Genomic DNA, 14134 nt, shown 5'->3' on the forward strand with positions numbered 1-14134 from the left:
GTGGCTCGTAGTCCGTCCTATGAGCAAGGCGAGTCCACCATCGGCCTGCCTGGGAGGGCCGGCGCAGCTCCGTCTGTCGTCCTCCTCTTGCGGCTGCCTTCGCAACCGACGCGGCTACCGCAGCGGATATCCGCGTGACTGTCGGCCGCGTGCTAGCCAGAGGGCTTTGAATCCGGCATGGTAGGCCAAGCGTGAGCAGACGACGGTTGAGCGGGCTATAGGAATCACCCGGCGTCTGGCAGCCGAGCTCAGGCAGGAGGAGCCTGTCGAACTCGCCGAATTGATCGATGTCGAACGGTTGGAGTACTGGCGATGGACGTGGTGCACTTACGCCGCCAACCTTATGATGGTGGATGCTTTTCAAGTGGCACCCGAGCAGTTTACTATTGCTTCATCGTATAAGCGAACAGCGAGGGATGGCGAGGGGTGATCGTGGCAAATCAGCCTCCTATGGGTAGAAGTGATATTGCTGCGCTCACCGATTTGATCATCTCGGATATATTCGATAACCATCGAGGCTTTCTTCCCGGTGCGGGCGGACGTCCTGCAGATGTCCGGCAGCAGTTGGAAGGCCCCATACTACTTGATGGTCTTGGAGAAGAGGAAGCACTCTTAATTCTGTCCATATTGCCGAGAACTGCTTCTCAGATATGGTTGGCGCCAATGGATAAGGGCTTGAGTGGCGCCAAGGTTCTCCGGGCGAGGTATTCGGACGAAGCGGGACGCTTTTCGAAGCAGTTCGTCGTTAAAGTTGATATTGCAAGGAAAATCGACCGAGAGGCGGATGCGGTTGAAAGACTGTGTTCGCCTTACTTGCCGGGAATCGAGTTTCCAGTTCGTCGCCGCGGCAGTCATCTCGGGTTGATTGCGCAGGAGTTAAGGGGACTTTCGATACATGCCAATGTCGAGAGTTTGCGGAACTATATTCGTAGCACGCGAACTGGTAGCAAGATTATTGCTCGGCTTGTCAGGGAGAGGCTTGCGCCCTGGTATGAGCCGGGAATACAAGGAGGGCTGCATCCAATAAAACTTGGCAAGCTACTTGATCCATACCTTGCCAAGGGGGCCTCGTCGTCCATATTTCCGCCTGAGTGGAGTGATCTTCAGGATTGGGTGGAGGAAATATGTCAAGTTCCGTGGCGCGAACCTGGCGACCAAGTTGCCGTGATGCGCGAGCGTTCCATTGATGTCCCGTTATCGATTTCGCACGGCGACCTGCACTCGCAAAATGTTCTTGTCGACAGTACGAGTCGGGAGTGCTGGCCTATTGACTTCGCTTGGTGCCGCGATGATGGCAGTCTCGTTGTAGACTTGGTAATGCTTGAAGTTTCTTTGAAGAATCTATCCATCCCTATGCAGGCAGACCTTCGTGAAATGCTTCGTCTGGAATGGCAATTGTGCAATAGTTACCAAGGTGTGCGAGTGCCTTCCAATATGCCCTATGCGACAGTTGTTAAAAGCGTCCTTGAGGGCGTGCAAGAAGTTCGCCGTTTTGCTGAGGAGTCAGGGATTAGTTTCGATCACTATAGGAGCTGCCTGTGTCTAATGACCTTGGCTCACGCAGCTCACCCCAAGTTGAATCGTCCTCTTGTACTTGGAGCAACACAAATGATGCTCGGTCTAGAGCAATGAGCATTACTGAAGCGTCCTCGGGCGCTGGCCTGCCCCAGCGTCCGTATGATCGATTGTATCTTAGTCGAGCTGGGCTTCCGCTGTGGGGTGATTCGCCGGGGCGTCTGGTTGGCGGGTTGTCTTATCAAGGTCAATCTAAGATCGCCCTGGATGCAGGTTGTGGAGATGGGAAAAACGCAATCCATCTGGAGCGTCTCGGCTTTGACGTTATAGGAATAGACCATTCTGATGTTGCCATTAAGCTTCTTCATGAACGGTTTCATTCGAATGGTCGGCCGGTGCTTGGAAGCTACTCGGTGGCAGACGTACGAACCTGGCGGCCAGTCGGTCTGGAAGTCGATGTCCTCGTTTCATATGGCCTCTATCATTGCCTGCCGCAAAATGATCGCGCAACGCATGAACACCTGCTGAACCTCATACGACCAGGTGGAACTCTCTTGTTTTGCTCTCTTACGGACGGCGTGCCAATGGGTGACGAGCATTGCACCCCGGGTATCGAACTTCCGTCAGTGAAAGAGGTTGATGAGCATCTTCAAGGGTTTACCATCCTTGAGCGGAGTGTGGAGAAATTTGATGGATCACATCCACCGCTAGTTGGGCCACATCGCCATGAAGCGATCTGGATTTCAGCCAGACGCCCGACGTAATTTACTAGCCACTCATCTGGTGAGCCGGTCATTTGGGCTGGTCAAGGCTCGCTGGCCGTGCGCCGAGTGGACCTTGAACCCTCGCTCGCCCAACTCGATCAACTTTCTAGGTCACGCGGCCGCCGGAACCGCTCTCTCTGGCACTGCGGATATCGACAGCCCGTCTTCCGTACTTTGCCGAGGGTGCGCGCCGACCCTTCGATCACCTTCCGTCGCTGGTCCTCTGGGCCCTGATCCTCTCCAGCCCGCCCGTCTCTGGCGCCTTGTCTACCGGTCGTAGGAGCCCAAGACGATCGGCCGTTTACGCCTCCGCGGGCACCGTGAGGACGGCCGCGGGCGCCGGCACGGAGCCGAAGACCTCCGGGGGCTCCGGGAACAGCTTCACCAGCACCGGATACGTCACCGCCGCCGTCACCAAAGTCACCAGCAGGCTGACGTCCACCCCACCCGCCACATCTCGCAGCGGCCCGGCGATCATCGGCGTGTTCGCGCACAGCAACCCGAGCGTCGTCGCCGGGATCCACGCCGCCATCGCGCGCCAGTTGACCCCGCGGGTGAACCAGTACCGGCCACCTCGGCGGCCTTCGTTGAACACCTGCAGGTCCGCCACGTCGTAGAACCCGCGCCGCTGGAGGAAGCCGATCATCATGATCACCATCCACGGGGACGTGCACAGCACGATCAGCGTCGCGAACGCGTTGATGCTCGACACCATGTCCAGCACGAAGTTGCCGACGAAGATGAACGCCACGCTCAGCGTCCCGATCAGCAGCGTCGCCTGGACGCGGGACAGGCGCGGGAAGATCGAGCTGAAATCCAGGCCCGTCCCGTACAGCGACGTCGTGCCCGTCGACAGGCCGCCGATCAGGGCCACCACGATCAGCGGGATCGCGTACCAGAGCGGGGAAACCGCCGTCAGGCCGGTGATGTAGTCGGCCGGGTCGGCGACCAGCGTCGCCGTCGCGATGCCGAAGCCGAACGGCAGCAGCGTCGCCACCTGGGCGAGGAACGGCGCCGCAAGCAGAGAGCGCTTGCTGAACGAAGAAGGGATGTAGCGGGCCCAGTCGCCGAGGAACGCGCCGAACGAGATCGGGTTGGCCAGGGCCGTCAAGGCCGCCAGGGTGAACGTCGGCCAGAACGTGCCCAGCGCGTACGTCCCGGTGCCCGCGTACCCCGGGTCGAACGAGCCGCCGTACGCGACTATGCCCAGCAGCATGATCGCCGTGCCGAGCACCACCGCGATCCGGTTGACCAGCAGCATGAACCGGTAGCCGTAGATGCAGACGACGAGCGTCGCGATCGCGATCAGGCCGTACGCGATCCCGCGCAGCGTCGCGCCGCCGTCGAAGCCGAAAAGCCGTTGCGCCGCGCCGGCCACCGCGTCGCCGCTGACCCAGACCGAGATCGCGAAGAACGTGATCGCCGTCAGCAGCGACAGGAACGACCCGACGCAGCGCCCGACGACGCCGAAGTGCGCGCCGGACGACACCGCGTTGTTGGTCCGCGTGCGCGGCCCGAACAACGCCATCGGCGCCAGGACCAGGCCGCCGACGACGACGCCGAGCGCCGTCGCCAGCGCGGCGTCGCGGAAGCTGAGGCCGTACGCGATCGGCAGCGTGCCGAGGATGATCGTGGCGAACGTGTTCGCGCCGCCGAACGCCATCCGGAACAGGTCACGCGGGCGCGACGTCTGTTCGTCCGGCGGGATCGGCGCGATCCCGTGCTGCTCGACCTCGGTGATCTTGTCGCTCATGCGAACCTCGTCATCACGTGCTTGACGCGGGTGTACTCGGCGAAGGCGTACGCGGAAAGGTCCTTGCCGTGGCCGGAGTGGCCGAACCCGCCGTGCGGCATCTCGGCGACCAGCGGCCCGTGCGTGTTGCCCCACACACAGCCGAAGTCCAGGCCGGCCGACACCCGCGCGGCAACGCCGAGGTCGTTCGTCCAGACCGACGACGCCAGCCCGTACGGGACGCCGTTGGCCAGCTCCACGGCCGAACCTTCGTCCGAAAAGGACTGCACGGTGATGACCGGCCCGAAGATCTCCTCCTGGACGATCTCGTCGTCTTGGCGCAGCCCGGAAACCACGGTGGGGGAGAAGTAGAACCCCGTCGAGCCGAACCGCGTCCCGCCGGTTTCGAGGCGGGCGTGCGACGGCAGGCGTTCAACCAGGCCTTCGACGCGCGAGAACTGCGCCGCGCTGTTGAGCGGCCCGAAGTCGACGCCGGGCGTCTGCGTCGCCGCGACCTTCGTCAGCTCGCGGACGAAGTCGTCGTGGATCGACGCGTGCACCAGCACCCGGCTACCCGCGGTGCAGTCTTGGCCCGCGTTGTAGAAGGCCGCGCCGACGATGCCTTCCGCCGTCGCCGCGAGATCGACGTCCGGGAACACCAGCAGCGGCGCGTTGCCACCCAGCTCCAGGTGGGTGCGCTTGAGGTCGGCGGCCGCCACGGTGGCGACGTCGATGCCCGCGCGCGTCGACCCGGTGATCGAGACGAGCTCCGTGATCGGGTGGCGCACCAGTGCGCGGCCGGTGTCGCGGTCGCCGGTCAGCACGGTGAACGCACCCTCCGGCAGGAACTCGGCGGCCACCTCGGCCAGCAGCACGGCGGTCGACGGCGTCGTCTCGGCCGGCTTGAGCACCACGGTGTTGCCCGCCGCCAGCGCCGGCGCGATCTTCCAGACCGCCATCATCAGCGGGTAGTTCCACGGCGCGATCTGCGCGCAGACGCCCACCGGCTCACGGCGGATCACCGACGTGTGGCCCGGGGTGTACTCCCCGGCCGCGGTGCCTTCCAGGTTCCGCGCGGCGCCGGCGAAGAACCGCAGCGCGCTCACGCACTCCGGGATCTCCTCCTCCAGCACGACCGACCGGATCTTGCCCGTCTCGCGCACTTCGAGGTCGGCGAACTCCGCGGCCCGCGCTTCGAGGGCGTCGGCGATCTTCAGCAGGGCCAGCTGCCGCTGCGCCGGAGTGCTGCGACGCCACACCGCAAACGCTTGCGCGGCGGATTCGAGCGCGTGGTCCACATCGGACTGCCCGGCGATGACGCTGGTGCCGAACACCTCGCCGGTCGCGGGGTCGGTCAGGTCGAGGGTGCGGGTCATGCCTGCTCCAGGTGGGTCGGCGCGAACAGCTTCAGCAGGGCGGGGAGGACGACCACGGACGGCCCCGGCGTGCGCAGCGCCGCCGCCAGGTCCGCACCCACGGTGTCCAAAGAGGACAACCTCGCGGACACGCCGAACGACGACGCCAAGGCCACGAAGTCGGGCCGGGCCAGCTCGGTGGCCGTGGTGTGGCCGAACGCGTCGGTCAGGTACTCGCGCAGGACGCCGTAGCCGCCGTCGTCGACGACCAGCCACGTGACGTCGAGGCCGTGCTGCACCGCGGTCGCCAGCTCGGCGACGCCGTACATCGCACCGCCGTCGCCGGACACGGCGAGCGTGGGTGCCCCGGCGGCCGCGCCGCCGAGCGCGCCCGGCAGGCCGTAGCCCAGCCCGCCCGCACCCTGGGCGGTGTGGATCGGCGCGCCTTCGGGGTTCCACGCCGACCAGGCCCAGTACGCGGCGATCGTCATGTCCCAGAACGTCTGCGTGCCGTCGGGGAGCGCCGCGCGGATGTCGTCGATCAGCTTGCGCTCGACGGCCAGGTCCTGACCGGCCAACCGCGACTCGACGCGGGACAGCAACCCCGAAACGGCGGCTTCGGCCCGGCCGTCGGACGCCCGCATCGGCACCCACTCCAGCAGCGCCTGCAGCGTGAGCCGGACGTCGGCGTGGATGCCCAGGCCGGGGTAGTTCGACTCCAGCTTGCCCAGGTCGGCCTCGACCTGGATCACCCGGCCGCGCGGGGCGAACTCGCGGTAGTTGCTGGACAGCTCGCCGAGCCCGGAGCCGAGCACGAGCAGCACGTCGGCGTCCGCGAGGAACTCCGTCGTGTGCCAGTCCTCCATCCACGACCGCCCGGACAGCTCGTGGTCCCAGCCGAAGACGCCCTTGCCGCCGAAGGTCGAGATCACCGGCGCGCGCAGCGCCTCGGCCAGGGCCGTCAGCTCGGCGTGCGCGCCGGACCGCAGCGCGCCGCCGCCCGCCAGGATCACCGGGTTCGAAGCCGCGGCCAGCAGGTCGGCGGCCTCGGTGACCAGCTCCGGCAGTGGCTCCAGGAGTGGGGGAGTGGCCGCCACCGACGTGATCGGCGGGATCCCGGCCGGGCCGAGCAGCACGTCCTGCGGGATCTCGACCCACACGGGGCCGTACGGCGCGGTCGCGGCCGACGTCCAGGCCTCGCGCAGCGCGGTCGGTATCTGGCTCGCGCGGCGCACGACGTGCACCGACTTCACGACGTCCCGGAAGCTCGCCTGCTGGTCGGGCAGCTCGTGCAGGTAGCCGTGCCGTCCGCCGCCGAGCCCGGCGACCGGGATCTGGCTGGAGATCCCGAGCACCGGCACCGACGCGGCCCGGGACTCCTGCAGGGAAGCCAACGTCAGCAGCGCGCCCGGGCCGGTCGAGACGACCAGGGGCGTCACCGGCACCGGGCCGTCGGGGTCGGCCGCGAGCCGGGCGCGGGCGTGCCCGTCGGCGGCGAAGGCGAGGTTGTTCTCCACACGCCCGCTGATCACGCGCAGGTCGCCGGCGCGCCGCAGTGCCTCGAACAGGCCCAGCGCGTGCTGGCCCGGCAGGCCGAACACCGTGTCGGCGCCCAGCGCGCGCAGGGTCTCCACGACGACGTCGCCGCCGATGCGTCGGGTATCGGTCATTCGCTCTTTCCCAAGGACAGCAGGCTCACCAGGTCGTAGGCGACGTGGGAGGCCGCGATGGCGGTGATCTCGGCGTGATCGTAAGCGGGGGCCAGCTCGACGACGTCGGCCCCGACCAGGTTGAGATCGCGCAGCCCGCGCAGGATTTCGAGGAGCTCGCGGCTGGTCATCCCGCCCGCTTCGGGGGTGCCGGTGCCGGGTGCGTGGGCCGGGTCGAGCACGTCGATGTCGACCGACACGTAGAGCGGCCGGTCGCCGATGCGCTGCCGCAGCGCGTCGACTGTCTCGGCGACCCCGCGGCGCAGGACGTCGCCGGAGGTGACGATGCCGAAGCCGAGCCGCCGGTCTTCTTCGAGGTCCCGCTTGCCGTACAGCGGCCCGCGCGTGCCGACGTGCGACAGCGCGCTCGTGTCGAGGATGCCCTCTTCGGACGCCCGCCGGAACGGGGTGCCGTGGGTGTACGGCTCGCCGAAGTAGGTGTCCCAGGTGTCGAGGTGCGCGTCGAAGTGCAGCAGGGCGACCGGTCCGTGCTGCTTCGCCGCGGCCCGCAGCAGCGGGAGCGCGATGGTGTGGTCGCCGCCGACCGTCACCAGCCGCGTCCCGTTCGCTTGCAGCGCTTCGGCTTCCTGTTGCAGCGTTTCGATCGCTTCGCCGATGTTGAACGGGTTGACCGCGATGTCGCCGGCGTCGACGACCTGTTTCTCGGCGAACGGCGAGACGTCCAGGTCCGGGTGGTACGGCCGCAGCAGCCGGCTCGCCTCGCGCACCGCCGCCGGGCCGAACCGCGCGCCGGGCCGGTAGGACACGCCGGAGTCGAAGGGCACTCCGACGACGGCGATGTCGGCGTGGGTGACCTGGTCGATCCGCGGGAGCCGCGCGAAGGTCGCGAAGCCGGCGAACCGGGGGACCCGGGACGAGTCGAGCGGGCCGACCGGGGGCATGTCGTTCACTGCTGGGCGCTCCTGTTCTCGGGGTGGGTTCAGGCTTCGACCGGTGCGGGGGTGGCCGCTTCCGGCTCTTCGGTCCCGGCGCCGTTCAGGCGGCGGGTCCAGACGGCGAGGATCGAGTCGGCCGTGCGGGGCGTGGCGAAGCTGACCGCCAGGTAGACGACCAGGCTCGCGCCGAGGCCCCAGTAGATCGGGGTGTTGGCGTCGACGCCGTCGATGATCATGAAGGCGATCACGGACACCGTGCCGGCGATCATCGACGCGTACGCGCCCTGCCGCGTGCCGCGCTTCCAGAACAGCGCGCCGACGATCGCGACCAGCAGGCCGCCGACCAGGATGTCGTAGGCGATGGTGAGGGCGTTGACGACGTCGTCGACGACCATCGCGATGCCGATCGCGATCAGCCCCAGCACCAGCGTCGCGATCCGGTTGCGGCGGACCTCGCCGCCCTTCTTCAGGCCGATCTTGGTGAGCAGGTCCGACGTCGTGGTGGTGGAGCAGGCGATGAGCGCGCCGCTCGCGGTCGACATCATCGCCGAGAGCGCGGCGGCCAGCACCAGGCCGCGGACGCCGGTCGGCAGCAGGCGTTCGACGATCGTCGCGAAGGCGTCCTGCGCGCTGGCCAGATCCGGGTACAACGTGTGCGCCGCGGTGCCGATCAGGGCGCCGGCCAGGCCGTAGACCAGGCAGTAGACGCCGGAGGTGATGCCGCCGGACGTCGCGATCGCCGGGGTGCGGGCGGTGAACACGCGCTGCCAGATGTCCTGGCCGATCAGCAGGCCGAAGGTGTAGATGACGAAGTACGTGATGATCGTGTCGGTGCCGATCGAGGTGAAGCTGAAGAAGCTCGCGTCGAGCTTTTCGCTCATGCCGGAGAAGCCGCCGGCGGAGCTGATCGCGACCGGCAGCAGGATCGCCAGGATGCCGATGGTCTTGATGACGAACTGGGCGATGTCGGTGAGGGTGATCGACCACATGCCGCCGAGCACCGAGTAGAGGACCACGATCGAGCCGCCGATCGCGATGCCCGCCCAGTTCGGCAGGTCGAAGAGCACCTTGAAGATGGTCGCGAAGGCCAGCGTCGAGGTGACCGTGAGCATCAGGGTGTAGCCCCACATGACGACGCCGGACACCGCGCTGGTGCGGCCGCCGTAGCGCAGGTCGAGCATCTCGCCGACGGTGTAGACCTTCAGCCGCACCAGCCGCCGCGCGAACAGCGCGTGCAGCACGAGGATGCCGACGCCGATGCTGACGACCAGCCACATGCCGGAGATGCCGTAGGTGTAGCCGAGCTTCACGCCGCCGACGGTGGACGCGCCGCCGAGCACGACGGCCGACATCGTGCCGGAGTACATGAACCAGCCCAGCCGCCGCCCGGCGACGAGGTAGTCGGACTTCGTCTTCGCGAGCCGGAGGCCGTACCAGCCGACTCCGAGCATCCCCGCGATGTACAACGCGATCACGGCGTAGTCCCCGGTCACGGCGTCCTCCTTGCCTCGGTGGTGTTCGGGTCACCGTAGGTTCGGCCGCCACCCCGGCGGCATGGGATGATTCGTCCACAAGTCGACACAGTCGGGGATGAGATGACCCAGAACGTCGATCCGTTGTCCACGGAAGTGAATGTCCCGTTACGGGCAGTTGTCGGCAACCGGGAGCTGGCGCTGCACGCCGTCCGCGAGACGCTGCGGCCGGGCGCACTGGACCTTCCCGTGCGCTGGGCCCACGTGAGCGAGCTGCAGGACCCCGTGCCCTACCTGGTGGGCGGCGAGCTGATCCTCACCGCGGGCGTGAACCTGCCGGAGCGGATCGACCGGTACGTGCGCGGGCTGCGCGACGCCGGCGTGACGGCGCTGGGGTTCGGGCTCACCCCGACGGTGCACGAGACGCTGCCGGAACCGCTGCGCCGGGCGTGCGCGCGGCACGGGCTGCCGTTGCTGGTGGTGCCGTCGCGGACGCCGTTCCTGGCGGTCAACCAGGCGGTGTCGGTGGCGCTGACCGAGGCGGGGCAGCGCGAGCAGCGGCGGATCACGGCGGCGCGGGAGGCGCTGACCCGGGCCGCGGGCGGCGGGCTGGGCGAGCTGACGTCGTCGCTCGCGGCGCGGCTGCGGTCGTGGGTCGCGCTGGTCGGCGCCGGGGACGTCCTGGCCTCGGCGCACGATGCGCCCACGCCGCTGCCGCCCCAGGTGGCGGAACTGATGGCGACCGTGCGGGCGGGCAGCGGGATCCGCAGCGCGACCACCGAGGCCGGCGACGAGTTCGTGGTGGTCCAGCCGGTGTACCCGCAGGCGACGGCGTCGCACCTGGTGGTCGTCGGGCGCACCCGGCGGTTCGACGGCGCCGACCGGGCGATCCTAGCGGTCGGCGCGGCGCTGCTGGGCCTGGTCGGGCGCGCCGGTTCGGACGCGGCCGAGCTGGGCGCGGCGGCGACCGGCCTGCTCCTCGAACGGGTTTCGGCCGGCGAGGTGGCGCGCGAGCTGCTCGGCTCGGACCGCTGCCGCCTGGTCGTGGGGTCCTCCTACCGGCGCGGCCCGGACGAGGTGGCGCAGCGGCCGGACTGGCTGCGGGCCCGGCTCGACACCCCGCTGGTCCAGGTGCTGCCGGGACCGCGGTTCGTGGCGATCGTCGGTCCCGCGGTGCCGGAGCTGGAGGACCTGCGCGCGCACGGCTGGCTCGCGGCGGCGGGTTCACCGGTGCCGGTCGCGCGGCCGGCCACGGCGGTGGCGGAGGCGGAGCTGCTGCTTTCGCGGGCGCAGGTGCTCGGCCGGCCGGTCGTCGCCGGGAGCGGGCCGCCCGACTTCGACACGCTGCTCGACCCGGGCGCCTCCCGCGGATACGCGACGAAGCTGCTGGCGCCGCTGGTCTCCCGGGACCGGACGGATCGCGAGCTGGTCCGGACCTTGCGCGCCTGGCTGTCCCACCACGGCGGCTGGGAACCGACGGCCGCGGAGCTGGGCGTGCACCGCAACAGCGTCCGGCACCGGATCGCCCAGGTGGAGAAGGCCCTGGACGTGGACCTGGCGGACCCGGAGGTCCGCATGCGGCTGTGGTTCGCGCTGCGGTGGGCCACACCGGACGCACACGGTCCTTAAAGGGCACTCTCAGGAAAATATGGAATTGTGGTCTCGTGCGAGTTTTGGTAGTCGAGGACGAAGAACCCCTGGCCGACGCGATCGCCCGTGGCCTGCGCCGCGAAGGCATGGCGGTGGACGTCGCGCTCACGGGTGACGACGGGCACGAAAAGGCCGCCGTCACGCGGTACGACGTCGTGTTGCTGGACCGGGACCTGCCCGGGATGTCCGGGGACGAGCTGTGCCGGGAGATCGTCGCGTCCGGGGAGCTCACCCGGGTGCTGATGCTGACCGCGAGCAGCTCGGTGTCCGACCGCGTCGAGGGGCTGTCCCTCGGCGCCGACGACTACCTCGCCAAACCCTTCGCCTTCCCCGAGCTGGTCGCCCGGGTGCGGGCGCTGGGCCGGCGCGCCACCCCGGCCGCGCCGCCGCTGCTGACCGCGGGTGACGTCGAGCTGGACCCGGCGAAGCGCACCGTGCGCCGGGCGAGCGGGCCGGTCGAGCTGACGCGCAAGGAGTTCGGCGTCCTCGAGGTGCTGCTCTCGGCCGCCGGTTCGGTCGTCAGCAGTGAAGAGCTGCTCGAACGCGTGTGGGACGAGAACGCCGACCCGTTCACCACGACCGTCCGGGTCACCGTCATGACGCTGCGCAAGAAGCTCGGCGAGCCCGGGATCATCGAGACCGTCGTCGGCTCCGGGTACCGGGTGCCGGAGCCCGGCGCGCCACGCGCGTGAACCTGCCGGGCACCCGCAGCCTCCGCGCCCGGATCACCCTGCTGGCGACCGTGCTCGTCGCCGCCGTCAGCCTGCTGCTGCTCTGGCTGGCCTGGACGCTCGTCCGGGACTCGCTCGACGCGGTCCCGCAGATGCCGCCGGGCAGCACGGTCGTCGTCGACGGCGCCCAGGTCGACGCGTCCACGCTCGCGGACCACCTGCGCGTGCACGCCCGCAACCGGATGCTGCTGTTCGGGTCGATCGCGTTCCTGCTGGTGGTCGCGGCCGCGGCGATCCTCGCCTGGACGTTCACCTCGCGCGTGCTGCTGCCGCTGCGCGAGATCACCGGGGCGGCCCGGCGGCTGTCGATCGAGTCGCTGGGCGAGCGGATCGGCGAAGTGCGCTCGCGCGACGAGCTGGCCGAGCTCGCCGGCACGTTCGACGACATGCTCGACCGGCTCCAGTCCGCGTTCGACGCGCAGCGCCACTTCGTCGCTAACGCGAGCCACGAGCTGCGGACGCCGCTGGCGGTGATCCGCACCGAGCTCGACGTCACCCTCGCCGACGACGACGCCGACGAAGCCGAGCTGCGCCGGATGGGCGGGGTGGTCCGCGACGCGACCGAGCGCGCCGGGCAGCTGGTGAACTCGCTGCTGCTGCTGGCCCGCACCGACGGCGCCGGGCTCGGGGTCCGCGAGCCGGTCGACCTGGCGGCGGTCATCGACCGCGCCTGGCGCGCGGCGCGCGCGGAAGCCCAGCAACGCGGGATCCGGGCGACGTTCGCGGTGGTGCCGGCGCCGGCGTTCGGCGACCCGGCGCTGCTGGAGCGGATCGCGGGCAACCTGCTGGAGAACGCGGTCCGCCACAACGTCGAGGGCGGCTGGCTGGAGGTCGTGACGCAGCCGGGCCCGCAGTGGTCGATGCTGCGGGTGCGCTCGTCCGGCGGCCTGGTGGACCCGGCGACGGTGGCGGAGCTGTTCGAGCCGTTCCGCCGCGCGGGCGTGGCGCGCACGGCTCGGTCCGGCGCGGGTCTGGGGCTCTCGATCGTCCGGGCGGCGGTCGCGGCGCACGGCGGAAGCGTGGCGGCGGAACCGATCGTGGGCGGCGGCCTGGGCGTGACGGTCCACCTCCCCGTGCGCTGACGGCGTGATCGAGCAGCCGACACGCGTGATTGGAGAGTCGACTCGCGTGATTGCGGGGTCGACACGCCGGATCGAGCGAGTTTCGCCGTGTCGTCCCTCCGATCACGAGTGTCGACCCTTCAATCACGCGTGTCGTCCCTCTGATCACGGGTGAGGACCGAGGGCGAGGCCGGCTCGGAGGACCCCGGCCGTGTGGATCATCGCCGCTCGGGCGTCCGGGTCGATGCCGACGCGGTTGGCGAAGCCGTGGAGCTGGCCTTCGTGCCGTCGGTGCACCAGCGGGACTCCCGCCGAAGCCAGGCGGGCCGCGTAGGCCTCGCCTTCGTCGCGGAGCAGGTCGAAGCCGCACGTGGCCACGTACGTCGGCGGGAGGCCGTCGAGGGCGTCGTCGTACAGCACCGACGCCCGCGGGTCCCGGTACAGCTCCGGATCACGCACGTATTGCGAGCGGTACCACGCCCATTCGTCGCGGTCGAGGCGGAAACCCGAGCCGAACTGCCGGTGTGACAACGATTCCCCGAGTGCGTCCGTCGCCGGGGTCAGCAGCAGGCTGAACGCCGGCCGGGGCAGCTCGCCGCGGGCGGCCGCGTGGGCCACCACCGCCGCGAGGTTGCCGCCGCTGCTGTCGCCGCCCACCGCGAGCCGTGCCGGGTCGATGCCGAACTCGGCCGCGTGGGAAGACACGTACGCGAACGCCGCCACCGCGTCCGATGCCGCCGCCGGGAACGGGTGCTCCGGCGCCAGCCGGTAGCCGATCGACACCACCCGTACGCCGGCCTCCTCGGCCAGCAGCCGGCACGCGCCCTCGTGCGTGTCCAGGCTGCCGAGCACGAACCCGCCGCCGTGGAAGTACACCAGCGCCGGCCCGGGCGCCGGGATCCCGGCCGGATCGTAGAGCCGCAGCGGCAGCGGCCCGCCGGGCCCGGGCCACGACGAGTCCCGCGTCCGCACGCCCCGGCAGATCCCGGCGCCGGCGAGCGCGCCCGCCAGGTTCAGCTCGGCCCGGGCCCGGGAAAGGCTGCCGTTCCGGTGCGGCGCGTCGAACGGCGCCAGGCGCGACACCCGCATCAGCACGCGGGCCGAGAGCACCGGCTGCCGCCCGTCCACCACCACCGGGTGGCCGGCCAGCACGCGCAGCACCGGCGAAGGCAGCCGCAGCAGCCACCGCAACCCGACCATGACCGCCCGTACGAGCAGCACTCTTCCGTTCAGCACACGTCCCACCCAA

The 14134-nt window shown here is 69.4% G+C and carries 11 protein-coding genes; 5 read left to right on the top strand and 6 right to left on the bottom strand.

Translation table 11 applies throughout. The features are described 5' to 3' along the window. Positions 1-426: 426 nt before the first annotated feature. Together QQ657_RS28075 and QQ657_RS28080 are read left to right on the top strand one after the other, a co-directional pair. Positions 427-1632 (top strand): hypothetical protein, encoded by a 1206-nt coding sequence (locus QQ657_RS28075; RefSeq protein ID WP_284745258.1) that lies wholly within the window; start codon positions 427-429, stop codon positions 1630-1632. Next, positions 1629-2279 carry a class I SAM-dependent methyltransferase gene (locus tag QQ657_RS28080; protein ID WP_284745259.1) on the top strand — a complete coding sequence of 217 codons (651 nt, stop codon included), beginning with the start codon at positions 1629-1631 and terminating at the stop codon, positions 2277-2279. The genes QQ657_RS28075 and QQ657_RS28080 overlap by 4 nt, the downstream gene beginning before the upstream one ends. 301 nt (positions 2280-2580) lie before the next feature. On the opposite strand, the gene QQ657_RS28085 is transcribed toward QQ657_RS28080, so the two are convergent. The 5 genes from QQ657_RS28085 to QQ657_RS28105 are packed head-to-tail and all read right to left on the bottom strand — an operon-like array spanning position 2581 to position 9464. After that, positions 2581-4032, bottom strand: a complete 1452-nt coding sequence (locus QQ657_RS28085; protein WP_284745260.1) for a purine-cytosine permease family protein — start codon at positions 4030-4032, stop codon at positions 2581-2583. Continuing rightward, positions 4029-5387 carry an aminobutyraldehyde dehydrogenase gene (locus QQ657_RS28090; protein ID WP_284745261.1) on the bottom strand — a complete coding sequence of 453 codons (1359 nt, stop codon included), beginning with the start codon at positions 5385-5387 and terminating at the stop codon, positions 4029-4031. The genes QQ657_RS28085 and QQ657_RS28090 overlap by 4 nt, the downstream gene beginning before the upstream one ends. After that, positions 5384-7036, bottom strand: a complete 1653-nt coding sequence (locus QQ657_RS28095; RefSeq protein ID WP_284745262.1) for a thiamine pyrophosphate-binding protein — start codon at positions 7034-7036, stop codon at positions 5384-5386. Before QQ657_RS28095 ends, QQ657_RS28090 begins: the two co-directional genes overlap by 4 nt. Further along, positions 7033-7977: an agmatinase gene (gene speB, locus QQ657_RS28100; protein WP_284745366.1), complete on the bottom strand. Its 945-nt coding sequence runs from the start codon at positions 7975-7977 to the stop codon at positions 7033-7035. Before speB ends, QQ657_RS28095 begins: the two co-directional genes overlap by 4 nt. Before the next feature lie 38 nt (positions 7978-8015). Further along, entirely contained in the window at positions 8016-9464 is a 1449-nt protein-coding gene (locus tag QQ657_RS28105) for a sodium:solute symporter family protein (protein WP_284745263.1), read from the bottom strand. Between the two features lie 102 nt (positions 9465-9566). Here QQ657_RS28105 and QQ657_RS28110 point away from each other — a divergent pair, with 102 nt between their 5' ends. Genes QQ657_RS28110 through QQ657_RS28120 form a run of 3 tightly spaced genes read left to right on the top strand, consistent with a single transcriptional unit; the run spans position 9567 to position 12906 of the window. Then, on the top strand, positions 9567-11072 hold the full coding sequence (locus QQ657_RS28110; protein WP_284745264.1) for a PucR family transcriptional regulator: 1506 nt from the start codon (positions 9567-9569) through the stop codon (positions 11070-11072). Between the two features lie 35 nt (positions 11073-11107). After that, positions 11108-11785, top strand: a complete 678-nt coding sequence (locus QQ657_RS28115) for a response regulator transcription factor (RefSeq protein ID WP_163046732.1) — start codon at positions 11108-11110, stop codon at positions 11783-11785. After that, positions 11782-12906, top strand: a complete 1125-nt coding sequence (locus QQ657_RS28120; RefSeq protein ID WP_284745265.1) for a sensor histidine kinase — start codon at positions 11782-11784, stop codon at positions 12904-12906. The genes QQ657_RS28115 and QQ657_RS28120 overlap by 4 nt, the downstream gene beginning before the upstream one ends. Positions 12907-13050: 144 nt before the next feature. Here the strand turns inward: QQ657_RS28120 and QQ657_RS28125 are convergent, their stop codons facing one another. Beyond that, positions 13051-14121 carry an alpha/beta hydrolase gene (locus tag QQ657_RS28125; protein WP_284745266.1) on the bottom strand — a complete coding sequence of 357 codons (1071 nt, stop codon included), beginning with the start codon at positions 14119-14121 and terminating at the stop codon, positions 13051-13053. Between the last annotated feature and the right edge of the window lie 13 nt (positions 14122-14134).

This window comes from Amycolatopsis ponsaeliensis (assembly GCF_030182635.1).
Lineage (GTDB): Bacteria > Actinomycetota > Actinomycetes > Mycobacteriales > Pseudonocardiaceae > Amycolatopsis > Amycolatopsis ponsaeliensis.